The sequence below is a fragment of the Streptomyces sp. AK02-01A genome, assembly GCF_033795305.1.
Classification (GTDB): Bacteria; Actinomycetota; Actinomycetes; order Streptomycetales; family Streptomycetaceae; genus Streptomyces.
Map to the genome: position 1 here is coordinate 20,349 of NZ_JARBAE010000053.1, position 26,798 is coordinate 47,146.

At 72.0% G+C, this 26,798-nt stretch carries 20 protein-coding genes; 11 read left to right on the top strand and 9 right to left on the bottom strand.

Annotation, left to right across the window (positions count from 1 at the left end; genetic code table 11):
* Positions 1 to 11: 11 nt before the first annotated feature.
* The 4 genes from PV679_RS31815 to PV679_RS31830 are packed head-to-tail and all read right to left on the bottom strand — an operon-like array spanning position 12 to position 3,551.
* Positions 12 to 878 (bottom strand): biotin-dependent carboxyltransferase family protein, encoded by an 867-nt coding sequence (locus tag PV679_RS31815; protein WP_319684204.1) that lies wholly within the window; start codon positions 876 to 878, stop codon positions 12 to 14.
* Entirely contained in the window at positions 875 to 1,492 is a 618-nt protein-coding gene (locus PV679_RS31820; RefSeq protein ID WP_319684206.1) for an allophanate hydrolase subunit 1, read from the bottom strand. Before PV679_RS31820 ends, PV679_RS31815 begins: the two co-directional genes overlap by 4 nt.
* Positions 1,489 to 2,253, bottom strand: a complete 765-nt coding sequence (locus tag PV679_RS31825; protein ID WP_319684208.1) for a 5-oxoprolinase subunit PxpA — start codon at positions 2,251 to 2,253, stop codon at positions 1,489 to 1,491. Before PV679_RS31825 ends, PV679_RS31820 begins: the two co-directional genes overlap by 4 nt.
* A 20-nt stretch (positions 2,254 to 2,273) precedes the next feature.
* Positions 2,274 to 3,551, bottom strand: coding sequence for an MFS transporter (locus tag PV679_RS31830; RefSeq protein WP_319684210.1), 1,278 nt, complete (start codon positions 3,549 to 3,551; stop codon positions 2,274 to 2,276).
* A gap of 259 nt (positions 3,552 to 3,810) precedes the next feature.
* On the opposite strand from PV679_RS31830, the gene PV679_RS31835 reads away from it, so the two are divergent.
* From PV679_RS31835 to PV679_RS31850, 4 genes are all read left to right on the top strand, one after another.
* Entirely contained in the window at positions 3,811 to 4,542 is a 732-nt protein-coding gene (locus tag PV679_RS31835; RefSeq protein WP_319684211.1) for a GntR family transcriptional regulator, read from the top strand.
* 70 nt (positions 4,543 to 4,612) lie between these two features.
* A complete protein-coding gene (locus tag PV679_RS31840) occupies positions 4,613 to 6,157 on the top strand; it encodes a hypothetical protein (protein ID WP_319684213.1) in 1,545 nt (514 codons plus the stop codon).
* Between the two features lie 94 nt (positions 6,158 to 6,251).
* A complete protein-coding gene (locus PV679_RS31845; RefSeq protein WP_319684214.1) occupies positions 6,252 to 7,163 on the top strand; it encodes a hypothetical protein in 912 nt (303 codons plus the stop codon).
* A 95-nt stretch (positions 7,164 to 7,258) separates the two neighbouring features.
* The gene (locus PV679_RS31850) at positions 7,259 to 12,043 is read left to right on the top strand and encodes a hypothetical protein (protein ID WP_319684215.1); all 4,785 of its coding nucleotides are present in this window, start codon (positions 7,259 to 7,261) and stop codon (positions 12,041 to 12,043) included.
* A 140-nt stretch (positions 12,044 to 12,183) separates the two neighbouring features.
* Here the strand turns inward: PV679_RS31850 and PV679_RS31855 are convergent, their stop codons facing one another.
* Entirely contained in the window at positions 12,184 to 12,624 is a 441-nt protein-coding gene (locus tag PV679_RS31855; protein WP_319684217.1) for a hypothetical protein, read from the bottom strand.
* Between the two features lie 476 nt (positions 12,625 to 13,100).
* On the opposite strand from PV679_RS31855, the gene PV679_RS31860 reads away from it, so the two are divergent.
* The 4 genes from PV679_RS31860 to PV679_RS31875 are packed head-to-tail and all read left to right on the top strand — an operon-like array spanning position 13,101 to position 17,214.
* On the top strand, positions 13,101 to 15,782 hold the full coding sequence (locus PV679_RS31860; RefSeq protein WP_319684236.1) for a nitrate- and nitrite sensing domain-containing protein: 2,682 nt from the start codon (positions 13,101 to 13,103) through the stop codon (positions 15,780 to 15,782).
* On the top strand, positions 15,779 to 16,222 hold the full coding sequence (locus tag PV679_RS31865; RefSeq protein WP_319684219.1) for a roadblock/LC7 domain-containing protein: 444 nt from the start codon (positions 15,779 to 15,781) through the stop codon (positions 16,220 to 16,222). The genes PV679_RS31860 and PV679_RS31865 overlap by 4 nt, the downstream gene beginning before the upstream one ends.
* A 10-nt stretch (positions 16,223 to 16,232) precedes the next feature.
* Positions 16,233 to 16,628, top strand: a complete 396-nt coding sequence (locus PV679_RS31870; protein WP_319684221.1) for a DUF742 domain-containing protein — start codon at positions 16,233 to 16,235, stop codon at positions 16,626 to 16,628.
* Positions 16,609 to 17,214: an ATP/GTP-binding protein gene (locus tag PV679_RS31875; protein WP_319684223.1), complete on the top strand. Its 606-nt coding sequence runs from the start codon at positions 16,609 to 16,611 to the stop codon at positions 17,212 to 17,214. Before PV679_RS31870 ends, PV679_RS31875 begins: the two co-directional genes overlap by 20 nt.
* Before the next feature lie 105 nt (positions 17,215 to 17,319).
* On the opposite strand, the gene PV679_RS31880 is transcribed toward PV679_RS31875, so the two are convergent.
* Complete coding sequence (locus PV679_RS31880) at positions 17,320 to 17,685, bottom strand: DUF962 domain-containing protein (RefSeq protein ID WP_319684224.1); 366 nt, start codon at positions 17,683 to 17,685, stop codon at positions 17,320 to 17,322.
* 287 nt (positions 17,686 to 17,972) lie between these two features.
* On the opposite strand from PV679_RS31880, the gene PV679_RS31885 reads away from it, so the two are divergent.
* Entirely contained in the window at positions 17,973 to 18,497 is a 525-nt protein-coding gene (locus PV679_RS31885) for an NUDIX domain-containing protein (RefSeq protein ID WP_319684238.1), read from the top strand.
* Positions 18,498 to 18,531: 34 nt separating this feature from the next.
* Here the strand turns inward: PV679_RS31885 and PV679_RS31890 are convergent, their stop codons facing one another.
* On the bottom strand, positions 18,532 to 20,898 hold the full coding sequence (locus PV679_RS31890; protein ID WP_319684226.1) for a glycoside hydrolase family 31 protein: 2,367 nt from the start codon (positions 20,896 to 20,898) through the stop codon (positions 18,532 to 18,534).
* A gap of 218 nt (positions 20,899 to 21,116) precedes the next feature.
* On the opposite strand from PV679_RS31890, the gene PV679_RS31895 reads away from it, so the two are divergent.
* Positions 21,117 to 23,102, top strand: coding sequence for an acetoacetate--CoA ligase (locus tag PV679_RS31895; RefSeq protein ID WP_319684227.1), 1,986 nt, complete (start codon positions 21,117 to 21,119; stop codon positions 23,100 to 23,102).
* Positions 23,103 to 23,177: 75 nt separating this feature from the next.
* The gene (locus tag PV679_RS31900; RefSeq protein ID WP_319684229.1) at positions 23,178 to 24,113 is read left to right on the top strand and encodes a hypothetical protein; all 936 of its coding nucleotides are present in this window, start codon (positions 23,178 to 23,180) and stop codon (positions 24,111 to 24,113) included.
* 73 nt (positions 24,114 to 24,186) lie between these two features.
* Here PV679_RS31900 and ptsP read toward each other — a convergent pair whose 3' ends face one another.
* On the bottom strand, positions 24,187 to 25,857 hold the full coding sequence (ptsP, locus tag PV679_RS31905) for a phosphoenolpyruvate--protein phosphotransferase (RefSeq protein ID WP_319684231.1): 1,671 nt from the start codon (positions 25,855 to 25,857) through the stop codon (positions 24,187 to 24,189).
* 92 nt (positions 25,858 to 25,949) lie between these two features.
* Positions 25,950 to 26,399, bottom strand: coding sequence for a PTS glucose transporter subunit IIA (locus PV679_RS31910; RefSeq protein WP_319684233.1), 450 nt, complete (start codon positions 26,397 to 26,399; stop codon positions 25,950 to 25,952).
* Positions 26,400 to 26,798 lie beyond the last annotated feature (399 nt).

A 26,798-nucleotide genomic window follows, 5' to 3' on the forward strand; every position in this document is an offset into this window, starting at 1 on the left:
CCGCCGCCGGATCAGCGACCCGCCGCCGTGAAACGCACCGGCGTTCCCGGCGGCGCCTGCGCCGCCGCCGCGAGATCCCGCTCCCGGACGACCGCGACCACCGGATAGCCGCCGGTCGTCGGATGATCGGCCAGGAACACCACCGGAGATCCGTCCGGCGGCACCTGCACGGCTCCGGTCACCAGGCCCTCACTGGGCAGTTCACCGGTGACGGCGCGGTCCAGCGACGGCCCCTCGGTGCGCAGCCCGATGCGGTTGCTCGCGGACGACACCCGGTAGACGCGTGTGACCAGCGTGCGCAGGGCCGCGTCCGTGAACCAGTCGTCGCGCGGCCCGAACCGGACGCGCAGCACCAGTTCGGCGGGCGGCGCCGGAAACGGCACGGCGTCCGCCGGTACGGCCCGCCCGGAGGCGCGGCCGAGCGGCAGTACGGTCCCGTCGCGCAGCGGCGCGGGACCGAGGCCCGACAGCAGATCCGTGGACCGGCTGCCCAGCACCGGCTCCACCGCGATCCCGCCGCCGAACGCCACATAGCCGCGGACGCCGGAGACCGCCGCGCCGATGTCGAGCACGGCGCCCGCCGGCACGCGTACGGGAGCGCCCCAGGCGGCGGGACGGCCGTCGACGGAGACCGGGCACGGCGCTCCGGCGACCACCGCGGTGACCGCGCGGCGCGGCCGTACCGCACAGCCGTCGAGAGTGGTCTCCAGGACGGCCGCGCCCTCCGGATTGCCCACCAGCCGGTTGACCAGCCGCAGCGCGGGCAGATCGAGGGCCCCGGAGCGCGGCACTCCCAGATGCGCGTGCCCGTACCGGCCCAGATCCTGCACCGTGGTCAGCGCTCCGGCCCTGATGACCGCGAGCGCACCGTCCGTCATCGGTCCGCCGTCGTGAACCGCACCCGCGTGCCGGGCGCCAGCAGCGCCGCCGGCTCGCGCGCCGGGTCCCACAGGACGCTGTCCGTCGTCCCGATGAGCTGCCAGCCGCCCGGTGAGGAGCGCGGATACACACCGGTGTACGGACCCGCCAGACCGACCGCGCCGACCGGGACGGCGGTTCGCGGAGTGGCCCTGCGGGGCACGGCGTACCGGCGCGGCAGCCCGGTGAGATAGCCGAAGCCCGGTGCGAACCCGCAGAAGGCCACCCGGAATTCGGCCGCCGAGTGGATCCGCGCGACCTCGCGCGCCGGCACGTCCCACAGCGCCGCCACCTCCGCCAGATCCGGACCGTCGTAACGGACCGGCAGCTCGATCGTGTCCGCCGCACGCGCCCGTGGCGAGGCGGCCTCCCAGCCGGCCAGCCGCGCCGCGAATCCGGCCGGATCGTCCAGGCCGTCGATCAGCACGGTGCGGGCCGCGGGCACGATCTCGCCGACCGGCGGCAGCGTCCCGGCGGCCCGGCGGCGCAGCAGCTCGGCGTGGAGCGCCACGGTCTCGTCGGCGTCGGCCAGTTCGACCAGCAGCGCCCGGTCGCCGACGGGCAGCGTTCTCATACGAAGGCCTCCACCCGGACACCGGCCGACTCCAACTGGCCGCGGACGCGGCGGGCCAGGTCGACGGCGCCCGGAGTGTCACCGTGCAGACAGAGCGAGCGGGCCCGGACATTGACCGGCTGTCCGCACCGGGAGGTCACCACGCCGAACCGGGCCATGCAGACGGACCGTTCCACGACGGCCGCCGGATCGGTGATCACCGCGCCCTCCTGGCCGCGCGGCACCAGCGTGCCCGCCGCCGTGTACGCGCGGTCGGCGAACGCCTCGGTGACGACCGGCAGTCCGGCCTTCTCCGCGCGCTCGTGCAGCACGGAGCCCGGCAGGCCGAGTAGTGGCAGCCGCTCGCCGGTGAGCATGACGCCTTCGACGACGGCCTCGGCCTGCTCCTCGTCGTGCACGACCCTGTTGTAGAGCGCGCCGTGCGGTTTGACATAGGCGACCCGCGCGCCCGCCGCTCTGGCGAACACCTCCAGCGCGCCGATCTGGTAGGCGATCTCGGCGGCCAGCTCGTCCGGCGGCACATCCATGGAGCGGCGGCCGAAGCCCGCCAGATCGCGGTACGAGACCTGGGCGCCGATCCGTACTCCTCGCTCGGCGGCCCACGCGCAGACCCGCCGCATGGTGGCCGCGTCCCCGGCGTGGAAGCCGCAGGCCACATTGGCGCTGGTGACGACGGAGAGCAACTGCTCGTCCTCGGTCAGCCGCCAGCGGCCGAAGCCTTCGCCGAGGTCGGCGTTGAGATCGATGGACGCCCAGGTCATGGAGTCACCTTCCGATCGGATCAGAGCAGTTCGCGACCGCGCGTCTCGGGAAGTCCGAGCAGCGCGAGTACCGCGAGACCGTAGCCGACAGCCCCGAAGACCAGGGCGCCGCCCACGCCCCAGCTTTCGGCCAGAAAGCCGACAAGGGTCGGGAAGAGCGCGCCGACGGCCCGCCCGGTGTTGTACGTGAAGCCCTGGCCCGTGCCGCGTACGGCGGTCGGATACAGCTCACTGAGGAACGAGCCGAAGCCGCTGAAGATGGCCGACATGCAGAAGCCCAGCGGGAATCCGAGGACGAGCAGCAGACCGTCGGCCGTGTCCGGGATGTTGACATAGGCCAGGATCGCGGCGGCGGAGAGGACGGCGAAGATCGCGACGTTCTTCTTCCGGCCGAGCCGGTCGGTGAGATAGCCGCCGGTGAGATAGCCGATGAAGGCGCCCGCGATCTGGAAGGTCAGATAGCCGCCGGTGCCGACGACGGTGAGGCCCCGGTCGGTCTTGAGATAGGTCGGCACCCAGGTGGCGAGCGTGTAGTAGCCGCCTTGGACACCGGTGGACAGCAGGGTCGCGAAGAGCGTCGTACGCAGCAGATTCCCGCGGAAGATGGCGGTGAACGAGCCCTTCTCGCCGCTCTCGCGGCGCTGTGCGGCCGCCGCCGGGGCATCGCTGACGTTCCGTCGGACGTAGATGATCAGCAGAGCGGGCAGCGCGCCCGTCCAGAACATCACGCGCCAGGCGGTGTCCGCGTCGAGGAACTGGAAGACCAGCGTGTAGACGATGACGGCGAGCGCCCAGCCGGCCGCCCAGGCGCTCTGGACGGCGCCGAGCGTACGGCCGCGGTGCTTGGCGGAGGCGTACTCGGCGACCAGGATGGCGCCCACCGCCCACTCGCCGCCGAAGCCGAGACCTTGGAGAGCGCGGAAGAGCAGCAGAGTCTCGTAGTTGGGCGCGAAACCGCACAATACGGTGAAGACCGCGTAGGTGATCACCGTGATCATCAGGGCCTTCACCCGGCCGATCCGGTCGGCGAGGACACCGGCTATCGCACCGCCGACGGCCGAGACGACCAGCGTGACGGTGGTGAGCAGACCGGTCTGCCCGCTGTCCAGACTGAAGTACGCGGCGATCGCCACCATGCCGAGCGGCAGCGTGAAGAAGTCGTAGGAGTCGAGGCCGTAGCCGCCGAACGCGCCGGCGAAGGCGCGGCGGCCCCGTGGCCCCAGGGCCCGGAGCCAGGCGAACGCGCCGGTGTCCTCGGGGAGTCCGTCCTTGGTTGTCTGTGTCCGGGTCGTGCTCATCTGCACCTCGCAGAGGGAGGGGGAGAGTGCGCGGAGGAGAGCGTGCGAAGACCGTGACCCGGGAACCGGACTGAGAACCACCGGCCCGAAACGGCCCGAGAGCTGAACTGAACCGAACTGAGCGCTATGAGCTGAGCGCTGTGAGCTGAGAACAACGTAGAGGATCGTTCAACGATCCGACAAGAGTTATGTTGTTTCGTTCTTGCTTCTACGATGGGTCGTACAGGTGGCGGACGCCGTCGGTGAGGGAGAGAGCGCTGTGGGGACGAGCGGGGCCGAACTCGGCGAACTGGCGGACGACCGCCCACTGCTGGGCCGTACCAGTACGGCGGAACGGGTCGCGGACATCCTGCGCACCCGTATCGCGGAGGGCTATTTCCCGCCGGGGGAGCGGCTCTCCGAGGACACCATCGGCAAGGCGCTCGGAGTCTCGCGCAATACGCTGCGCGAGGCGTTCCGGCTGCTCACGCACGAGCGGCTGCTCGTCCATCAGCTCAACCGGGGTGTCTTCGTACGGGTGCTCGCGGTCGGAGACGTCGAGGACATCTACCGCACGCGCCGGCTGATCGAATGCGCCGTGGTGCGAGGGCTCGCCGGGCCGCCGTTCGCGGTGAGCGGCCTGGAGAAGGCGGTCGCCGAGGGTGAGCGGGCGGCGAACGAGGAGATCTGGAAGGGCGTTTCGACGGCGAACATCCATTTCCACCGGGAGCTGGTCGCGCTGGCGGGCAGCGCGCGCACCGACGAACTGATGCGCGGCGTCCTGGCCGAACTGCGCCTCGCCTTCCATGTGGTGGACGATCCGCGCCGGCTGCACGAGCCGTACCTGGTACGGAACCGGCGGCTACTGGAGTCCCTCAGGTCGGGAGACCGGGACGGCACGGAGCGGATGCTCGCCCGCTATCTGGACGACTCGCGCGAGCAACTCGTCGAGGTGTACGCGGGTCTCGTCGCGGAGGACGGCGCGCGCGGCGGCGCGGACGGGTCCGGCTGAGAGCAGCGCTGGCGTGGTCGCTTCTGCGCCGTTTCGACCGTTGTCGGTGCGAGGACCTAATCTGTTCAGCGTGACTTCGCCTGCCTCGACGGAATTCGTTCCGCCCCAGCTCAGCGCGGGGCCGCGACCCGCCCAGGGCCCGGCCGCCGACGAAGGGCTCGCGCGGCGGCTGCGCGCGCTCGCCTGCACCGCGCCGCTGCACGACCTCGACAGCCGCAAGGCCAATCTCGCGGGTGAGTACTCCGTCTACGCGATGGCGGAGGTCGCGCTCTCCGCCATCGATCTGGTCACGCTCAACATGGACTTCGACACCGGCGCCGACCACGAGCAGATAGTGGCCAGACTGCTGCCGCGCGTCGCCGCCCAGGCACCCGGCCGCCCGGTCGCTGAACACGAGCGGGTCGCCCGCTGGGTGCTGGAGAACCTGATCAATGTCGGCAGCGTCGACCGGGGCTTCCGCGCGGTCTACGGCACGTTCGGCACCGACGGCGTGTACACGCGCAGGGACTACGACTTCAAGCTCATCGAAGAGGTGCCGGGCCACGGCGGCAGCGTCTATCTCCGTACGACCGACGAGGCGGTGAACGTCCTGGTCGGCGCGCTCGACACGGATGTCACCAGCGCGCAGATCGCGGCCGAGGTCAAGCTGGAGGTACTGATCAACCGCGGTCGGCTCGCCGACGCGCAGCTCGCCGCGGAGCAGGCCCGCTACCGGACCGTGCAGTACGCCGAGTCGCTGCGCAGAACGCTGGAGGCGACGCGGCGCGATGTGCGGGCCGTCGACTGGCTCAACGCCGTACCGGACATGATCGATGAGGCACTCGACCATGTCGCCGACCGCTACCGCCACGAGAACGCGATCCTCACCAATATCCGCAAGGCACGCGACGAGGCCGAGACCGGCGCCGACCCGAAGACCGCCGAGCACAAGCGCCGCGCGGCCGAGCTGGTCGACATAGTCAAGGACTGCATCCGCAGACACACCCAGCTCCAGTCCCGGCTGCTGGAGGCCGGCCCGCTGTTCCGCGCGGAACAGGACCGGCAGGCGTTCGCCCGGCCCACGGCCCGCACCGGCCTCGATCTGTACGGACAGCTTGTCGCTCCGCTGCTGCCGCTCGCCGTCGAGCGCGCGACCCGGGTGACGGACGCGTACTTCGCCCGTGGCACCGGTCCGCGCACACCCGTCTCCGTCCGGCTCGGGGACCTGATCGACCTCCTGCTCACGCCACCGGTGGAGCGGGAGCACCTGGGCGCGGAGATGCCCGAGCCGGATCTGATCGCGACACCGGACGACAGCCGCTTCAGCGAGGAGCAACTGGCGAGTGCCAAGGAGCTGCTCGATCTGGAGCACGACGCTCCGCGCCGCCTCTCCGGCCTGCTCGCGGAGGCCCGCGTCCGCGATCCGGAGCTGCCGTACCTGGTCGCACTGCTCGCCGTCCACGCCGCCAGCCCGCCGGTCGGCACGGCCTACCGCCAGGGCGAGGAGCGGCTGTTGTTCGCCGTCGACGACGGGACGGAGCTCGACGACCCGGAGTTCGGCGGAGCCGACCTGATAGTGGGCACGGCCCTGCTGGACGCGGCGGGCATGACCGCGGACCGTACGGAGGCGTCGTGACCGTCCCGGCACGGCGCGCGAGCCTCCGGTCCGCCGCGCCGGCGTCGGCCCTTCCTTCGTCACCCACCATCCACCGCAGCGAGGAGCACCACCCGTGAGCGACCACCACGCCGAGCACACCGCCGCGTGGAGCGATCCCGGCGGCGGCGAGGCGGCCGAGACCGCCGCGCCGACGCCCGGCGGCGCGGTCACCCCCGCCGACGCGGCCGACGCCGCGCGGCTCGTCTCCTTCGGGCTGCAGCCCAAGCTGCTGCCCGCGCGGGACGCCGAGTACACCGAGCTGCTGCGGCGCTATCGCGAGGACTCCGCCTTCGCGCGCGTCGCCGACGCCATCGCCACCGGATTCGGCCTGGTCGTCCTGGAAGTCTCGCCGCGCGCCGGCATGGCCGTGACAGCCGGGGAGGACTCGGTCTTCGCGGTCCGCATGGGTGATTACGCCCGCCGCGCCTCCACCGACTCCGCCGACCGCTTCCTGCACGGTCTCGCTCATCTGGCCGTCGCCGCCCTGGCGTTCCCACGGCCCGAGGACCTCGCCGACGACGGATACATCGGCCGGATCACGGTCAACGGAGTCGACGCGTTCGTACGAGGGGCCTGCCGGCGGCTCGAAGAGCGCGCCGAGGAACAGGGCGAGAACACCGACCCCTCGACCGACGCGCCCGGCCTCGAAGCCGCCTGGCGGATCTACACCAGACGCAGCGCCACCGGCGCCACCAAGGACGCCCGCCGGCTCGCCGGATCCACCACCGGCATCATCGGCAAGGCCGTCGCGTTCCTCACCGACTCGGGCTTTCTCCAGCGGACCGGTGACGACGCCGGAGGCGCGTACCGCACCACCGCCCGCTACCAGCTCCAAGTGCGCGACATGGCCGGTCGCGCGGCCATGGCCGAGCTGCTGGAGCTGGGCATCGTGCCGGTCAGCGACGGCTCCGCGACCCTGCTGCCGCCGCCCGACGGCGACGACCTGGAGCTGGCCGCCGACGCCGGTCTGCCCTTCCACGCCTGACCCGACCGACAGCAGTTCCCGCACCATCCCGCCCGACCGCGCCCGAGCCCACCGGCCTTCGCCCCGGTCCATCACCACGACGAGAGTCCGCCGCCATGTACGAGCTGTCCCGGGTCCGCCTCTACTCCATCGGGCCGGCCGGTGCGCGCTACGCCGACACCGTGCTCGACCTGCGCGGAGTGGGCGCTCCCGTGCCCCATCCCGCTCCCACGCAGGCGGAGTTCTTCGAGGAGGAGCCGGTGGGACCGCCGCGCCGGCCGGCCCCGGCCGGCGTGCTCTTCCTGGAGAACGGCGGCGGCAAGTCCGTACTGCTCAAGCTGATCTTCTCGGTCATGCTCCCCGGTCACCGCAATACGCTCGGCGGCGCCAGCTCCGGTGTGCTGCGCAAGTTCCTGCTCGCCGACGACTGCGGCCATGTCGCCCTGGAGTGGCAGCACACGCTCACCGGCGAACTCGTCGTGGTCGGCAAGGCCAGTGAGTGGCGCGGCCGTCAGGTGTCCAACGACCCGAGGAAGTTCGCCGAGGCCTGGTACTCCTTCCGGCCGGGCCCCGGACTCAGTCTCGACTCGCTGCCGGTGGCCGAGTCCACCGCCGTCCGGCCGCCCGTCGAAGGCGCCTCCGGCGCACGCGGCCGGCGCCGCACCATGAAGGGCTTCCGGGACGCCCTCACCGACGCCGGCAAGGCGTATCCGCATCTCGACGTCCACTGGGAAGAGATCCACGACCGCTGGAACGAACACCTCGGTGATCTGGGCCTCGACCCCGAACTCTTCCGCTACCAGCGGGAGATGAACGCCGACGAGGGTGAGGCCGCCGGGCTCTTCGCGGTCAAGAAGGACTCCGACTTCACCGATCTGCTGCTGCGCGCCGTCACCGACACCCGGGACACGGACGGACTGGCCGACCTCGTCGGCGGCTTCGGCGGCAAACTGGGCCGCCGGTCCGAACTCACCGCGGAGCGCGACTTCACCGCCGGCTCCGCCGATCTGCTCGGCCGGATCGTCGAGGCCGCCGACACCCGCTCCCGAGCCCGGGACGTCCACGCCGGCGCCGAACGCCGCGCCCGTACCCTCGTACGCCGGATCATGGCCCGGGCCGGCGAGGAGCGGGCCCGCGCCGCCGCGCTCGCCCAGCAGGTCACCGCCGCCGCCCACACCGTGACCGGCGCCGAGCAGGCGCGCGGCCTCAGCTCACTCATCGCGGCCGAACTCTCCTACCGGCACGCCTCGCTGGCCCTCACCGTGGCGGAGAAGCGTGCCGCCGCGCAGCGCCGTGAACTGACCGAGGCCCGTACGCTCCACTCGGCGTGGCAGGCCGCCGAGGCCGTCCTGCGCCACCGCGCCGCCGCCGACCGCTCCGCGCGCGTGGCCGTCGCGATCCGGGAGGCCGAGCGCGACGCCGCGCCCGCCCTGGCGGCGCGGGCCACGGCGGCGGCCGACCTCGTCCGGGCGCTGCACGCCGCCGCCGAGGACGGCGAGCGCCTGGCGAACGAGCAGGAGGACCGCTCCGCCGTCCTCCAGGAGACCGGCGAGGCCGCTCACCGCGACGCGACCTCCGCCGCCACCGAGGCCCAGCGCGCCCGCAGCGAGGCAGGACATCTGCGCCAGCGCCTCGCCGAGGTCGAACAGGAGACGGCCGAGGCGGTACGGGCCGGCTGGCTCGACGACACCGCGCCGGACGCCGACCCGGCCCGCGCCGCGCTCGCCGCGAGCGACGCCGAGAAACCGGCGGTCGCGGCCTGGGACACGGCGCGCGAGGCCGCGCGTTCGGCCACCGAGCGGGCCAGGGAGACGGCCTCGGCGGAGTCCAGGGCCGAGCTGGCGGCGGCGCGCGCCGCCGACGCGGCCCGCGCCGCGGAACACGCCTACGAAGCGGAGCGCCGCGCCGCCGAATCGATCGCCGGAGACCCGCGGCTCGCGGAACTGCTGAGCCTGCCCGTGTCCTCCGCCGCCCAGGCCGGAGTCCCCGCGCCGCGCCGTGGCACGGCCTCCGCGCAGGAGCGCACGGCCGCCGCCGGGCCCGGGCCCCGGCAGCCGTCCGCCGCCGGCGAACCGCACGGCCTGGTGCCGCACCCGGCCCGGAGCCGGTCCGGCGGTCCGGCGCCGCACGCGCCTCAGCGGTCCGCCGGAGCCTCGCTGAGCCCGGAGGAGCTGGACCGGTACGCCGACGAACTGCGCGAGCTGCTCGACCAGGGCATCGCCTCCGCCGAACGACAGCTCTTCGAGCTGCGCACCGCCGCCGCCGACGACTCCCGTATCCTCGGCGCGCTCGGCGACGGCGGACTGCTGCCGCCAGGACCCGATGTCCTCGCCACCGTCGAGTACCTCGGCGAGCACGGCATCCCGGCCCTCCCTGGCTGGCGCTATCTGGCCCAGGCCGTTGACCCGGCGGACCACGCCGCGGTGCTGGCCGCCCGGCCGGAGCTGGTCGACGGTGTCGTGATCACCGACCCGGCCTCGCACGCCCGGGCCCGCGACGCGCTCAGCGGCGCCGCGCTGCTGCCGCGCTCCACCGTCGCCGTCGGCACCGCCGCCGCGCTGCTGGCGCCCGTCCCGGGCCCCGGAGCGGCCGACAGCGGCGTGTTCCTCGTACCGCCGAACCCGGCCATGCACGACGAACACGCCGCCGACGAGGAGCGGCAGGCGCTGCGCACCCGCGCCGCCGTCCGGGACGACGAGATCCGCGCGCTCGCGGCCCGGCTCACCGGCGACCGCTCGCTCGCCGCCCGGCTCGGCTCCTGGCGTACGGACTGCCCGCCCGGCATGCTCATGGAGCTGGCCGAGGCGGCCGGCAGCGCACGGGAGACCGCGGAGTCCGCCGCGGCGGCCCTCGCCGAGGCCCGCACGGCACGCGCCGAGGCGGACGAAGCCGCCGCCGACACCGCCCGGGTCCGCGACGAACGGCAGGAGGCGGCCCAGCGCGCCCGCCGCGCCGCTGACGCACTGGCCGGCCTGGCGTTCCGGCTCCGTGAGCGGTCCGGCTGGCAGACGAAACTCCGCGAACTGGCCGACGACGCCGCCGAGTCGGAGACCCGGGCCGCCGTATGCCTGGAGCGGGCCCGCGCCGCCGACGAGGACCGCAGGGCCGCCCAGCGGGCCGGCGACGACGCCCGCCGCACCGCCCGCGTCCTGCGCGCCGAACGCGCCGAGATCGCCGGCGCGCCGGAAATCCTTCCCGAGCCGGAAGCGGACGCCCCGCGCGCCGCGCTGCCCGCGCTGCGCGAGGCCTACCGCGCCGCCTCCCAGCTCTACGAGAAGGTGGGCGTCGGCGCCGACCTGCGGGCCGAACAGGCCCGTGCGGAGAGCGACGAGAGCGCGGCCCTCGCCGAACTGGACCGGCTCACCAACAAGGTCCGCAGCCGCGCCGCGCAGCTCCTCGAATCCACCGACGGCGCCGACGGCCCGTCCCGGCAGGCGGCCGCCGCCCGCGCGGAATCACTCGTCCAACTCCTCGAATCGCGTGCCTCCGCCGCCAGCGAACAGCTCGGCCGGTTCCGCGGCGAGGCCGAACGGCTCGCGCCCGCCGACGGCGACGCCCACACCGAACTGCCCGAGGAACTCGTCCCCGCCGATGTCGAGCAGGCGGGCACGCTGCTGCGCACCGCCACCACCGAACTCGCCCTGCGCACCGACGCGCTGGAGACCGCGCGCACCGCGCACGACGAGCTGCTGTACGCCCACCGCTCCGCCGAGGACGCGGCGGGCGGCTTCGACGAGACGGCCGCTCTCCTGCGCGATCTGCTGCGCGGCGCCGCCGCCGACGACCACGAGCAGGGGCGGGGCGGAGACGAGGAGGCGCCTCAGGCCCCGGAGCCGTATCCGGGCACACTGGAGGAGGCCCGGCACTCCGCGGCCGAGGCCCGCCGCTCGCTGCGCGGCTGCGCGTCCGACCTCTCCGCCGCGGAAGCCGGCGTACGGGAAGCCTGTGACGTGCTCGTACGGCATGCCAACTCCACCCGCTACGAGCAGGTGCGCACGCCCGCGCGCCAGCAGATCCGGGAACTGCCCGCGTCGGCGCTGCCCGAGCACGCCGCGGCGTGGGCCGAGGCGTTCGCGCCCCGGCTGCGTGTGCTGACGGACGAGCTGGCGCAGCTCGAACGCAATCGGGACTCCATCGTGGCCCGGCTGCGCGGTCTGGTGGAGTCCGCGCTGACGACGCTCCGTTCGGCGCAGCGGCTCTCCCGGCTGCCCGAGGGCCTGGGGGAGTGGTCCGGGCAGGAGTTCCTGCGGATCCGCTTCGAGGAACCCGACCGGTCCATGCTCACCGAGCGGCTCGGTGAGGTCGTCGACGAGGCGACCCGCGCGGCCCTGAAGAAGAACTCCGACCTCCGCAGGGACGGGATGTCCCTGCTGCTACGAGGTGTCCAGGCGGCGCTTCAGCCCAAGGGTGTCGCCGTGGAGATCCTCAAGCCCGACGCGGTACTGCGGGCCGAGCGGGTCCCGGTCGGGCAGATGGGCGACGTGTTCTCCGGCGGCCAGCTCCTCACCGCCGCGATCGCGCTCTACTGCACCATGGCCGCTCTGCGCAGCAACGACCGGGGCCGGGACAAGCACCGCCACGCCGGCACGCTCTTCCTCGACAATCCGATCGGCCGCGCCAACGCCACCTATCTGCTGGAACTGCAGCGTGCGGTCTCGGACGCGCTCGGTGTCCAGCTCCTCTACACCACCGGGCTGTTCGACACGACGGCGCTCGCCGAATTCCCGCTGGTCATCAGGTTGCGCAATGACGCGGATCTGCGTGCGGGGCTGAAGTACATCAGCGTGGAGGAGCATCTGCGTCCCGGCCTGCCGCAGCAGGACCCGGACGGTGAGCCCGTGCACGGCGAGATCACCGCGACACGGATGTTCAAGCGAACGCCGGAGCCCGCCGCGGAGTGACGCCGGAGCCGCCGCGGAGTGACAGCGGACCGGCTTCCGGACGCGACACGCACCGGCTCCGTGGCGGAATCCGAGACCGACGCGCGGAACACGGAGCCGGAAGAGGCGGTCAACGGCCGCCGGGGACACGGACGCTCAGCTCAGGCCTCGCTGAGCCTGTTCGTGCCCCGCCGCCGTATCCGGGCCTCCTCACGCATCGCGCTCCGCGCCGCGCGCCGGGCCTTGCGCCGCTCCCGGCGCAACTGCCGCGCCGTGCTGCTGGGAACGGACACCACGCCGTGCCGCTGGTTCCACATCTGGCGCGTCACCCACACGTCCAGCACGCCCCAGGTCGCCACCACCGTCGAGGCCACACTGCTGAGCACCATGGGAAAGGCCAGCCAGGAGCCCGCGAGCGTACTGAGGAACGCAATCATGGCCTGAATCAGTGTCACGGCCGCTATGATCACCGCCCGCACGGCGGCTCTTCGCACCTGATCCGGCATCCGGTACCGCACGGCCGGCTCCTCGACCCAGAGCCCTCGGCGCACCCCCGCGAACCCGTCCGCCGACGCCGAACCACGCCACTCGCCCGTCTCCATGGACCCGTCACTCCCCACCGATGTCCGACTCAAGGGTGACTGCCCGGTGTGCGCCGCTTCACTCCGGCCTGGCCCCTGTCCGACAAAATCCCGCCCGGCCCGCGGCCGGACGGCGCTCTGCGTCAGACAGGGCCAGGGCGCCGAGCGCGCCGCGCGAACCACCCGCAGTGCTCCCAACTTCCCCTGATCCCCGCACACAAGGACGAATGGCCGGTCGGGAAGATTCCCGGCACCGATCACCTATCGAACGATTTCAGCCATCGTCTTGAGGTTTCATGGAACCCTGCCCGGGTTTCCCCGTCTCGGGCTCGGAAGTCATCTCGCCGGATACCAGGACAACTCATGATCAACGTCGTGGTGAGTGGCTGAAAAACATCCGGACACGCCTTCGAGTTGCTGGTGTGGCAGTAGTAGGCTCGCGCCGTTTGTTGACGGAGTATCTCCCGCACCGGGCGGGGATCGAGCTGGGGGAGGCCATGCGCTTTCGCGGGAAGTCAATCCGCCGGAAGATCGTGGCGCTGCTGCTCGTGCCGCTCGTCGCTCTCACCGCGCTCTGGGGACTCGCCACCACGCTCACCGGTCGTGAGGCCGGCCAGCTACTGGACGTCGGCTACGCCTTCAACAAGGTCGGCCACCCCGTGGAGGACACGCTCCGGGGCATCCAGAGCGAGCGCCGCCAGACGCTCGTCTATCTGGCCGACCCCCGGGCATCCGATTCGCTGAGCGAACTCCGCGTCCGCCGCGCCGAGACGGACGACGCCGTCGCACAGGTCAGGTCCAACGCCGCCTCCGTCCGCGATCAGCTCGACGCCGCGGCCTCCCAGCAGTTCATGACGCTTCTCGACGCGCTCGACGGCCTCGGGACGATGCGCCGCTCCGTGGAGAAGAACACCGTCACCCGCGCGCAGGCACTGGACTTCTACAACCGGCTGGTCGACCCGGGCTTCGGCTTCCTCGCGGCACTGAACGACCGCGAGGACGTGGACGAGGACAACTGGGGCCGGGCCCTGATCGGGCTCGACCGTGCCAAGGAGATGGTCTCCCGCGAGGACGCTCTGGTGGTCTCCGCGCTGATCGCGCGCAGGATCACCGCGGACGAGATCCGCGCACTCTCCGACCTGGTCGCCAACCGCACCCTGCTCTACCAGACGAACCTGTCCGACCTGCCCGCCTCGGACCGCGCGATCCTTGAGCAGTACTGGCGTACTCCGGCCACCCTGACACTCCGCGCCACCGAGGACCGGCTCATCGCGGCCGGTCCCGTCAGGAATCCGAAGACGATCGACGCCGAGGGCTGGCAGGAGATGACCGCTCCCGTCCTTCAGGACCTGACCCACGAGAGCGCGCAGGCCGGCTCTCTCTACCGGGACCATGTGAACCCCGTCCGCCGCGAGGTGTTCATCCGGGCCGGGATCGCGGGCGTGCTGGGTTTCGTCGCCCTCCTCGTCTCCGTCTTCGTGTCCGTACGCGTCGGCCGCGACCTGATCCGTGACCTGTCCCGGCTCCGCAAGGAGGCCCACGAGGTCTCCGGCGTACGGCTGCCCAGCGTCATGCGCCGCCTCGCCGCCGGCGACCAGGTCGACGTGGAGACCGAGGCCCCGCGACTCGACTACGAGAAGGACGAGGTCGGCCAGGTCGGCCAGGCCCTCAACACGCTCCAGCGCGCCGCGGTCGAGGCCGCCGTGAAACAGGCGGACCTCAGGCGCGGTGTCTCCGAGGTGTTCGTCAACCTCGCCCGCCGCAATCAGGTCCTGCTGCACCGTCAGCTCACGCTCCTGGACACCATGGAGCGACGTACGGAGGACACCGAGGAACTCGCCGACCTCTTCCGGCTCGACCACCTCACCACCCGTATGCGACGGCACGCCGAGGGCCTGGTGATCCTCTCCGGAGCCGCACCGTCCCGGCAGTGGCGCAAGCCCGTCCAGCTCATGGACGTGGTACGCGCGGCGGTCGCCGAGGTCGAGGACTACGAGCGCGTCGAGGTCCGCAGGCTGCCGCGGATCGGCGTCGGCGGCCCCGCGGTCGCCGACCTCACTCACCTCATCGCGGAACTCCTGGAGAACGCCACGGTGTTCTCGCCTCCGCACACCGCCGTACAGGTGCACGGCGAGCGGGTCGCCAACGGCTTCACCCTGGAGATCCACGACCGCGGTCTCGGCATGGCGCCGGACGTGCTGCTCGACGCGAATCTCCGGCTCGCCGAGACCCCCGAGTTCGAGCTGTCCGACACCGACCGTCTCGGGCTGTTCGTCGTCAGCCGCCTCGCCCAGCGGCAGAACGTCCGCGTCTCGCTCCAGACTTCGCCGTACGGCGGTACCACCGCGATCGTCTTCCTGCCGGTCGCGCTGCTCACCGAAGCGCCCGAGACCGAGGGCACCGGTTTCCGGCTCGACCGCAAGAGCGCGCTGGAACGCGGCCGCGGCCGCGCCGACAGCGGTGGCAGGCTCACCACGCTGGCACAGGTTCCCGCCGGACTGGGCAGCGGCCCGTCCGTACTCGACGGCCCGGTCGAGCTCGAACCGCCGCTCGGCGCTCGCGCCGATCTCGACGACACGCGGAACGAACGCGGCGGGCTGTTCCGCTCCCGTGAACACCTCCGCGACACGCGCGACGACAGCGATGACCTCCGCGACCGGGGCCGCGCCGCCCAGGAGCCCCGCGGCCCGCGTGACCAGCACCAGCAGGTCTTGGACGAGGGCCCCGGCGAACCGGTCACCCTGCCCCGCCGCAGGCCTCCGACGCTGGTCGTCGACCGCGGCCGGCGGCTGGACGACCAGAGCGGCGCACACTCCGCGCCGGAACCGGGATCCGGCGGATCCGGCGGCACGGCCAGAACGGCCCGGTCATGGTCCGCCGAGTCCGCGGGAACACCGGGCCGTAAGCCGTCCGAGGACACTCCGGCCATGCTCGACGGGCTGCCCCGCCGGGTCAGGCAGGCCAGCCTCGCCCCTCAGTTGAGGGACACCGCTCCGGTGGGCGCCGCCGACAAGGCGCCCGCCGCGAGCCAGGACACCGAACGGGACGCCGACGAAGTACGCGACCGCATGGCCTCACTCCAACGGGGCTGGCAGCGCGGGCGCCGGCAGAACGATGCCGAGGACACCACCGGCCCCGGCGAGACACCAGGAACCACATCGGAGGGGGACGGTCGATGACCGCACCGAACGCCGCAGTACGCAACTCAACCGACCCCAACGGCGCCGGAGAGCTCAACTGGCTCCTCGACGAGCTCGTCGAACGGGTCGCCAGCATCCGTAAAGCGGTGGTCCTCTCCGGTGACGGCCTCGCCACCGGTACGTCCAAGGACCTCACGCGGGAGGACGGCGAGCACCTCGCGGCCGTCGCGTCCGGATTCCACAGCCTCGCCAAGGGCGTGGGCCGGCACTTCGAGGCTGGCCAGGTCCGGCAGACGGTCGTGGAACTCGACGATGCCTTCCTCTTTGTCACGGCGGCCGGCGACGGAAGCTGCCTGGCCGTGCTGTCCGACGCGGACTCCGACGTCGGACAGGTCGCCTACGAGATGACGCTCATGGTCAAGCGGGTCGGCATCCATCTCGGCACGGCACCCCGGACCGGTCTGCCCGCCGGAGGGTGAGTGGGACGGCATGAGTGACGCAGATCAGGAGCCGCAGCACTGGTTCGACGGCGAAGCCGGACCGGTGGTACGCCCGTACGCGATGACGCGCGGCCGCACCAGCAGCGCGGCACGCCATCGGCTCGACCTGATCGCGGTCGTCGTTCCCGAACCCGCGGCCGAGGATCCCGGCCGGGACCAGACGCTCTCTCCCGAGCACGTGGAGATCGTCGAACGCTGCCTCGACAGCCCTCAGTCGATCGCCGAACTCGCCGCCGGCCTGGACCTCCCCGTCGGGGTGGTCCGGGTCCTGGTGGGCGATCTCGCCGACGACGAAATCGTGCATGTAACCCGTCCCGTTCCGCCGGCCGAGCTGCCGGACGAGAGCATTCTCCGCGAGGTGATCAATGGTCTTCGGGCGCTCTAGCCGCAGGGAGCGGCCGGTCGATCCGGTGACGCTGAAAATCCTGGTCGCGGGCGGTTTCGGGGTGGGCAAGACCACTCTGGTGGGCGCGGTCAGCGAGATCAGACCGCTCCGTACCGAAGAGGTACTCAGCGAGGCGGGCCGGCCCGTCGACGACGTCGACGGCGTCGAGACGAAGACGACCACCACGGTCGCCATGGACTTCGGCCGGATCACGCTCCGCGAGGACCTGGTGCTGTACGTCTTCGGCACGCCGGGCCAGGACCGCTTCTGGTTCCTCTGGGACGAACTGGCCCAGGGCGCGCTCGGCGCGGTCGTCCTCGCCGACACCCGGCGCCTCGCCGACTCCTTCGCCGCCGTCGACTACTTCGAACGGCGCGGCATCCCGTTCACCGTCGCCGTCAACTGCTTCGAGGGCGCCGACCGCTTCCCGGCCGAGACCGTACGCTCCGCACTCGACCTCGATCCCGAGGTGCCGCTGGTGATGTGCGACGCGCGCGAACGGGAGTCCGTCAAGGAAGTCCTGGTGACGGTCGTCGAACACGCCATGAACCGCGCGGCGCGGCAACGCCGGCACGCGGTGACCTGAACGCCGCACCACCGGACGACCAGGAACACGGCCCGTACCCTCACCGACTGGGGTACGGGCCGTGGCTCTTCCTGCCGCCACGCGCCGGCGACGAGACGCACCCGGTCAGCGATGCTCCGCGAGCCACTTGGCCGCGGTCTCCGCCAGCTCCCGGTCGCGGCCCGCCAGCATCATCCGGATCATCCGCACATCACCGCGCAGCGACCAGGCCGGATGTCCGAAGGTGGCGGGATTGTTCCCCTCGATGAGGAAATGCGCGGGCCACGCCGTGCCGTAACCGATCAACGGCAGCGCCGCCGCATACCGCTTCCGGCCGCGCGCCAGACCATAGGCGCTGACGGCCAGCCCGGTGAGCGTGCCGGTCAGATGGACCCAGCGGGTCGCCGCCCTGGAATGCATGGCCACGTAGTACGGCCAGAACTCCTCGTACGAGTCGAATGTGCGCCGTTCAGTTGTCCTTCGCTCCGCCATAGGGGCACCGTAATGGCTCGGACGAGAACCGGAAACGGGTGTGGAACGTCCAAAAGGAAGACGGACGGCCGGAGCCTACGGGGGTGGTCCCGGCCGTCCGTTCGCCGGTGGACGAGACGATGCGTGGACGAGACGCCGCGACTCTCCGCCGGCGAAGCCCGGTTCACCGAGGCCGGGCCTCCCGGCCACCGCGATCGGCCACCGCGATCGGCCACCGTGACCGGCCACCGTGACCGGCCACCGCGATCGGATACAGTCCGCGCGTGCTGGAGCCCGAGAAGAAGCCCATGACGAATTCGCACTGCGGAAGCTGCGGCGCCCGGTATCCCGCCGACGCCGGCTGGCCCCGTACCTGTACGGCCTGCGGCGCCACCGCCTACCGCAACCCGCTGCCCGTCGCCGTCGCACTGCTGCCGGTGACGGACCGCGACGGCAGCGCGCTGGTCGTCATCACCCGCACCATCGAGCCCCAGCGCGGCGGCCTCGCGCTCCCGGGCGGCTTCATCGACCACGGCGAGGACTGGCGGCACGCCGTCGTACGGGAACTCGGCGAGGAAACGGGCATCGAGGCGGCGCCGGAGGACGTGCGGGGGGCCGACATCCTCAGCTCACCGGGCGGCCATCTGCTGCTCTTCGGCCTGCTCCCGGAGCGTCCCGCCGCCCAGTTGCCGCCCTCCGTCCCCACGGACGAGACGCGGGGCTGGCAGCTTCTGCGCGCTCCGGCGGAACTGGCGTTCCCGCTGCACACGGAGGCGGTACGCGCCTGGTTCGCCGGCCGCTACGACACAGCCGGGACGGCCGGACACCCATGACGCGGGCCGCCGGATCCGCCCGGGGCCGGTCCCGTCACCCGCGCCGGACCGGACGCGTGCCCCGCACCCGCACCTCCCACTCCGGCTCCACCGTGCCGTCGTGTCCCACCCGTTCCACCACGACCTCACCGTCCACCAGCCGCGAGGTGTACCGCTCCACCTCCGGCTCACGCCGTCCGTCGCCGGGATCCCGGACCACCAGGCCGCCGCCCGGACGTCCGTCCGCCGGAGCCCACACCTCCAGCACGCGACCGCCGTCCTCGTCCTGTACGGGAATCACCGCACCGGCCCGTGCCAGTACCGGAATACGGGAGCGCGGCGCGTCCAGCAGGATCTGGCCCGGCCCCTCGTACGCCTCTTCCGTCGCCGTGTCGTACCACCGGCCGTTCGGCAGACGCACTCCGCGCTGTTCGACGCCGTGCTCCAGCACCGGAGCCACCAGCAGCGAGTCACCGAGGAGAAACGCGTCCTCGCAGTCGCGCAGCGCCCGGTCCTCCGGAGTGCCCCACCACAGCGGCCGCACATACGGCGCTCCCGTCAGCCTCGCGAGCTGAGCCAGCGTCACGAAGTACGGCAGCAGCCGCTCCCGCTCGACGAGCGCGGCCCGCGCGTGTGCGAGCACCTCGGCGCCGAACTCCCACGGCTCCCTCCGTCCCGCGTCGATCGCCGCGTGCGTACGGAACAGCGGCAGATAGGCGCCGAGCTGGAACCAGCGCAGATACAGCTCGGGCGACGGACTCCCGTCGAACCCGCCCACATCGGGTCCCGAATACGGCACTCCGCACAGGCCGAGGCCCAGCACCAGCGAGAGCGACGCCCGCAGTCCCGGCCAGCCGGTCGACACATCGCCGGACCAGGTGCCGCCGTATCTCTGCATCCCGGCCCAGCCCGACCGCGAGAAGAGAAAAGGACGCTCCTCCGGCCGCAGCCGCCACAGACCTTCGAATCCGGCCCGCGCCATGGCCAGCCCGTACACGTTGTGGGCCTCGCGATGGTCCCCGCCCCTGCCTTCAAGCCGGTGCCTGGCCGACCGGGGCAGCGTCGGGTCACCGAACGGCGCGAAGGACACCGGCTCGTTCATGTCGTGCCACACCCCGGCGAAACCCTGCGCCAGCCGCTCCTCGTACAGCCCGCCCCACCAGTCACGCACCAGCGGATCCGTGAAGTCCGGATAGACACAGTCACCGGGCCAGACGACGCCACGCACCTCCCGGCCCCGTCCGTCCCGCACAAAGGCGCCGACCGCCGAACCGCTGTCGTACACCGCGTTACCGCGCTCCGCCTTCACCGCCGGGTCGACGATCGAGACCAGCCGGACGCCGTCCGCGCGCAGTTCCTTGGCGAGCCCCGGCAGATCGGGGAAGCGCTCACGGTCGACGGTGAAGACCTGATGCGCGTCGTAGTGATCGATATCGAGATGGACCGCGGACAGCGGCAGATCCCGCTCCCGGTAGCCGGCGACGATCCGCCGCACCTCCCGCTCGCTGCCGAAACCCCAGCGGGCGTGCTGCGGCCCGAGCGCCCAGGCCGGCGGCGGAGTGGGCGCGCCGGTGAGCGCCGTCCAGGCGTGCAGCACCCGCGCCGGTGTACCGGTCACCACCCAGCAGCGCAGCGGACCGCCGTCCATCCGCAGCTCGCTGCGGCCGGGCCGGTCGTGTCCCGAGCCCGCGCCTTCCTCACCTTCCCGCAGGACGACCCGTCCGTCCCAGGAGTTGTCGTAGAACGCCAGATGCGTACCCGCGTCGGCCACCACGAGCTGTACCGGCATCGTCACATACAGTGGATCGTCGTCCGGGCCGAAGCGACCGCCGGGATCGGTGTTCCACAGCCGGTACGTACCGTCCCGCAGCCGGGGCCCCGAAGCCCGCCCGCCCAGGCCGAAGAACCGCGCGTCCGCCGGCACCTCGGACCGCTGCACCCAGCGCGCGGGACCTCCCGGGGCCCGCTCCCACCAGCGCGGCGGCAACTCGCGGCGCAGGAGCACACCGCCCGGCGTACGGACCTCCACACCACCGTGGCGCGAGATCGCCACCGTCATCCGCTCCGACACCACCCGCCAGCCGCCGTCCTTGTCGGGCTCCAGCCCGGCCCGCGGATCCGGCTCGGGAGGAGCCTCGTCGAGCGCGTACGACGGCAGCGGCCTCGCGCCGTCCCAGCCCCAGAAGACCGCTCCGCCCACCGCGACGCACACATGCAGCTCCGCGCGCGCGAACCGTACGGTGCCGCCGCCCGGCATGCGCTCGGCGCCGGTCACCGGACCGGGCACCCGGGCCCGCTCCGGGCCGCGCGGTGCCGGCTCTCTGGCATCCGTACGCCGTTGGCGCCAGGCCGACCGCACGGCGCGGAGCCCCTGTACCGACCCGACCACTTTCATCGAACGCACCAGTTCACGACCGTCCATGCTGCTCAGCCTGCCATCCGGCCGGGACCTCGGGGGCATCGTTCAACTCCCGTTCACCCGTGGTGACAGCACATATCTGCCCGGTCGACCATGGGTGGCGAAACCTGGTGCGAACGACGATCACATGGCATCGTCCGTGTCAGCCGCGTCACGCGCACACCCCCGCTCGTGCGCGCGACCACGCACACCACGCGTCGAGCCAGCCCGGGAGCCGCCCCATGACCGCAGCAGCCAGCCTCGACCCCCTCTGGCAGCCGGGTCCCGACCGCATCGCGGCCGCCCATGTCACGCGCTTCCAGAGCTGGGCCGCCGAGCGGTACGGCGCTCCGGCCGAGGGCGGCTACGCGGCGCTGCACCGCTGGTCGGTCGACGAACTCGAAACGTTCTGGGCCGCTCTCGCCGACTGGTTCGACATCCGGTTCTCCACTCCGTACACACGTGTCCTGGGCGACCGCACCATGCCCGGCGCACAGTGGTTCCCGGGAGCCACTCTCAACTACGCCGAACACGCGCTGCGCACCGCCGAAGACCCGGCCCGCGCCCACGACCCGGCACTCCTGTATGTCGACGAAACACATGAACCGGTCGCGACAAGCTGGTCCGAGCTGCGCCGCCAAGTCATCTCTCTCGCCAGGGAGCTGCGGGCCCTCGGCGTGCGTCCCGGAGACCGCGTCAGCGGCTATCTTCCCAACATTCCACAGGCCGTCACCGCGCTGCTGGCCACCGCCGCCGTCGGCGGAGTCTGGACCTCCTGCGCTCCGGACTTCGGCGCCCGCAGCGTCCTGGACCGCTTCCAGCAGGTCGAACCCGTCGTGCTGTTCACCGTCGACGGCTACCGCTACGGCGGCAAGGAACACGACCGCACCGAGACCGTCGCCGAACTCCGCCGTGAGCTGCCCACGTTGCGGGCCGTGGTCCATGTCCCGCTGCTGGGCACTCCGGCCCCGGAAGGCGCCCTCGCCTGGTCGGACCTGACCGCCGGCACCGCCACCGCGGACGACCAGGTCTTCGAACAGGTTCCCTTCGACCATCCCTTGTGGGTCCTGTACTCCTCCGGCACCACCGGCCTGCCCAAGGCGATCGTCCAGTCGCAGGGCGGCATCCTGCTGGAGCACTTCAAGCAGATCGGCCTGCACTGCGACCTCGGCCCCGAGGACCGGTTCTTCTGGTACACCTCCACCGGCTGGATGATGTGGAACTTCCTCGTCTCCGGCCTGCTCACCGGCACCACGATCGTGCTGTACGACGGCAGCCCCGGCTTTCCCGCCGTCGACGCCCAGTGGGCCGTCGCCGACCGGACCCGCACCACGCTCTTCGGCACATCCGCCGCGTATGTCATGGCCTGCCGCAAGGCGGGGGCGCGGCCCGCCGGCGCCCACGATCTCTCGCGCGTGAAATGCGTCGCCACCACCGGTTCACCGCTCCCGCCGGACGGATTCCGCTGGCTGCACGACGAGGTGGCCGAGGACCTGTGGATCGCCTCCGTCAGTGGCGGCACCGACGTCTGTAGCTGCTTCGCCGGAGCCGTACCCACGCTCCCGGTCCAGGTCGGCGAGCTTCAGGCGGCCTGCCTGGGCACGGACCTCCAGGCATGGGATCCGGCGGGCAGGCCCGTCCTGGACGAGGTCGGCGAACTGATCGTCACCAACCCCATGCCCTCGATGCCGATCCGCTTCTGGAACGATCCCGACGGCAGCCGCTACCGCGACAGCTACTTCGAGATGTTCCCGGGCGTCTGGCGCCACGGGGACTGGATCACCATCACCGGCCACGGCTCGGTCGTCATCCACGGCCGCTCCGACTCCACTCTGAACCGCCAGGGCGTCCGTATGGGCTCCGCCGACATCTACGAAGCGGTCGAACGCCTTCCGGAGATCCGCGAATCCCTTGTCATCGGCCTGGAGGAGCCGGACGGCGGCTACTGGATGCCGCTCTTCGTCCACCTCACCGAGGGCGCGGTGCTCGACGACGCACTGCGGGCCCGGGTCAAACACACGATCCGTGAGTATCTCTCCCCGCGCCATGTCCCGGACGAGATCATCCAAGTCCCCGGCATCCCGCACACCTTGACCGGCAAGCGCATCGAAGTCCCCGTCAAACGCCTCCTCCAGGGCACGGCCCTGGACAAGGCCGTCAACGCCGGCTCCGTGGACAACCTCGAACTGCTCCGTTTCTACGAGCACCTCGCCCGCGAGCGTCACTGACCGCCGTCCGAGGCCCGTTGTCAGACCCCTCAATTACCGTCGGTGACCAGTGATCGACAGTACTGAGGGGGACGCATGGCGCGCGACGAGCACAACGGACGAGCCGGACGGACGCGGCGGCCCGCACACGACAGGGCGGCCGGGACCGTCCGCCGCAGACTGCGGCGCGAAGTCCCCAGCACCGTCGGCCTGCTGGCCGACGCACGGGACTTCACCGCGATGCGCCGCTACCGCAGCTTCACCTTTGACGACCACGCGGCCTATCTGCGCCAGCTCGACGGACTCCTGAGATCCCTGGCGTCCCAGGGCGTGCACACCACCGTCGCGCTCTTCGACCCGGAGGAATTCGCGGAGTACTGCGCGGACGCCGGGCTCGACCCGGACAGCCCGGCCAGCCGCAGCCGGTTCACCGCCAGAATCCCTGTGGACGGCGCCGCCGTCGCCTACGCGGGCCAGTCCCTCGACAGCCTTGTCCCACTCCTCCTCGACACCGCGGTCCGCAGGGCCACCTGGGAGTACACGACAACGGTCCTCGCCGATCTCGGGGAGTGCGCCGACTGCGGACAGGACATTGGACGCGCGGCCTTCGACCGCGCCTCGCACATCCTGCTCCGGCTGCTGGAGACAGCCGGCCCCGGCACACACCACCTCGTCTGCAGCGTCCCAGCGGCCGACGAACAACTCCTCGCGGTCCTCCACACCGAGCGCCCCGACGACGCACCCGCCCGGCTCGACTCGTCCGAGGGCGCCGAATTCGTCAGCGTCCTCGCCGCCGGTATCGCGCTGGAGAGCCCGGGAGGAGTGGTGCTCCGCACCACAGGACCGGGCACTCCCGACCGGCTGCACGGCTGGCGACTGCGCCGCGACAGCCTCGTCCCGCTCACCGTGGGCGAGGTCTTCAGCGCCTACTGCACCGACGCGGACACCGGAGAACCTCTCTCTCCGGAGCCCGGAGTGGAGTACCGCGCCGGCTTCGACCTCGGCCTGGACGACACCGGCACCCACCACTGAACGCCGCAGGGGCTTCCCGCCGGGACACGGCGGGAAGCCCCTGCGAACCGCGATCAGAATCCGGTCGCGTCCGTCACTCGCCGGACAGCACCCCCTGCGCCGCCTTCCTGGCGTCCTCGGCGGTGTCCGTGGCGCGCGCGGCGGCCGCGGCTCGCTCACACTGCGCCAGCGTGTGCTTGGCCAGAGTCGACCGCACATAAGGGATCGACGCCGCGCCCATCGACAGCGAGGTCACGCCGAGCCCCGTGAGCACACAGGCGAGCAGCGGATCGGCGGCCGCCTCACCACACACACCACAGCTCTTGCCCTCGGCCCTGGCGCCTTCGGCGGCCAGCGCCACCAGATCGAGCAGCGCGGGCTGCCACGGATCCTGCAACCGCGCCACCGCACCCACCTGCCGGTCGGCGGCGAAGGTGTACTGCGCCAGATCGTTGGTCCCCAGCGAAAGGAACTCGACCTCCTGAAGAATCGAACGCGACCGCAGGGCGGCGGACGGAATCTCCACCATGGCACCGAACTTGGCGTGCAGCCCGGCCGCACGGCAGGCGTCCGCGAACGCCTTGGCATCCGCACGGTCGGCCACCATCGGCGCCATGACCTCCAGATACACCGGGAGACCCTGGGCGGCCTTCGACAGCGCGGTCAGTTGTGTCCGCAGCACCTCCGGGTGCTCCAGCAGACTCCGCAGACCCCGCACACCGAGCGCCGGGTTCGGCTCGTCGGCGGGCGTCAGGAAGTCCAGCGGCTTGTCCGCTCCGGCATCCAGCACCCGTACGACCACGCGGCCCTCGGGGAACGCTTCGAGCACCGCCCGATACGCCTCGACCTGCTTCTCCTCCGAAGGTGCCTGCTCGCTGTCGTCCAGGAACAGGAACTCGGTACGGAACAGCCCGACACCTTCGGCACCCGCCTCGACGGCGGCCGGCACATCCGCCGGCCCGCCGATATTGGCGAGCAGCGGCACCTTGTGACCGTCCGAGGTCGCACCGGGCCCGGTGGCGGCGGACAGCGCGGCCTTCCGCGCGGCGGCCGCCTGCTCCAACTCCGCCCGCTTCTCGGCGCTGGGATCCACGAAGACATCGCCGGTGCTGCCGTCGACCGCGATCACAACGCCTTCGGCCAGCTCACCGGCGCCCGGCAGCGCGACGACCGCCGGCACTCCGAGCGCCCGCGCCAGAATCGCGCTGTGACTCGTCGGCCCGCCCTCCTCCGTCACAAAACCGAGCACCAGGGCCGGGTCGAGCAACGCCGTGTCGGCGGGCGCGAGATCACGGGCGATCAGTACATACGGCTCGTCGCTGTCCGGCACGCCCGGCATCGGGACGCCCAGCAGCCGGGCGACGATACGATTCCGCACATCGTCCAGGTCCGCGACCCGCCCGGCCAGATACTCACCGGCACCCGCGAGCAGCGCGCGGTACGAGGCGAACGCGTCGTACACCCCGCGCTCGGCGGTGCTTCCCACGGCGATACGCCGGTCCACATCGGCCATCAGCTCAGGGTCCTGCGCCATCATCGCCTGCGCCTCAAGCACCGCCTGCGCCTCGCCGCCCGCCAGATTGCCGCGCGCCATCAGGTCGGCCGCCACCGCCTCGACGGCCTGACGGGCGCGCCCCTGCTCGCGCTCCGCCTCCTCCGCCGGGATCTGCTTGGCCGGCGGCTCCAGCACCGCGGTCCCCATGTGCCGGACCTCGCCGATCGCCACTCCGTGGCTGACCCCGACGCCTCGCAGCGTTGTCTCCATCTCACCGTCTCCGCGTTGTGGGGCGCCCCGGTCGGGCCCCGATGGGTGTGCGACGAGCGCTCAGCGCCCGTCTCTGACATACGGCGCCGGCGTCACTGCCAGCCGAAGAGCGTGTCACCGGTCTTCACGTCGCCGTCCTCACGGAGGTCGGAGAGCGAGTCGGCCGTGGCCTCCAGCGCCACGACCGGGCAGACGGGAGACTTGCCGGCCTCTTCCACCGCGGCCGGGTTCCAGCGCACGACGGCCTGACCGCGCTCGACCGTGTCGCCCTTGTTGACGAGCAGCTCGAAGCCCTCGCCGTTGAGTTGCACGGTGTCGATACCGAGGTGCGTCAGTACTCCGTGTCCGGCCGCGTCGACCACGACGAACGCGTGCGGATGCAGGGAGACAACCACACCGTCGATCGGGGAGACGGCCTCGCCCGGCTCCCGCACGGGATCGATGGCGGTGCCGGGCCCGACCATCGCTCCGGAGAACACCGGGTCGGGGACGGCGGCGAGTCCGACGGCCCGTCCGGGCAGCGGCGCGGTCACGATGGTCATGGGGAGCCTCCCAGGGGGCGGAGATTCGGGGTCGCCGTCACCGCCTGTGATGGGACGACGTGCTGTTCAGAAGGGTAAGTCATGGGAAGTAACGGTTCCGCATGAGAGCTACCGGCCGGCAGTGCCGGGGGGCACCGGAATGGATTTGCCTGTCTCGACCGACCCGCTGTAGTGTCGTACTCCTGCCTGACCCCGCCACGACATTGAGTCGGGGGTCGGCGGCATCTATCACACCTGGATTCTCGCTTTACCTCCGCTTTTGCATGTCTGCGGGACGGTGGTCAGGGAGAACGAAAAGGCCTGATAGAGTCGGAAACACGAAGTACGGAACGAAATGAAGTACCGGAGGGAAGCGCCCGGAGGGCCCGGAGACGGGACTGAAGGAAGCGTCCGTTCCTT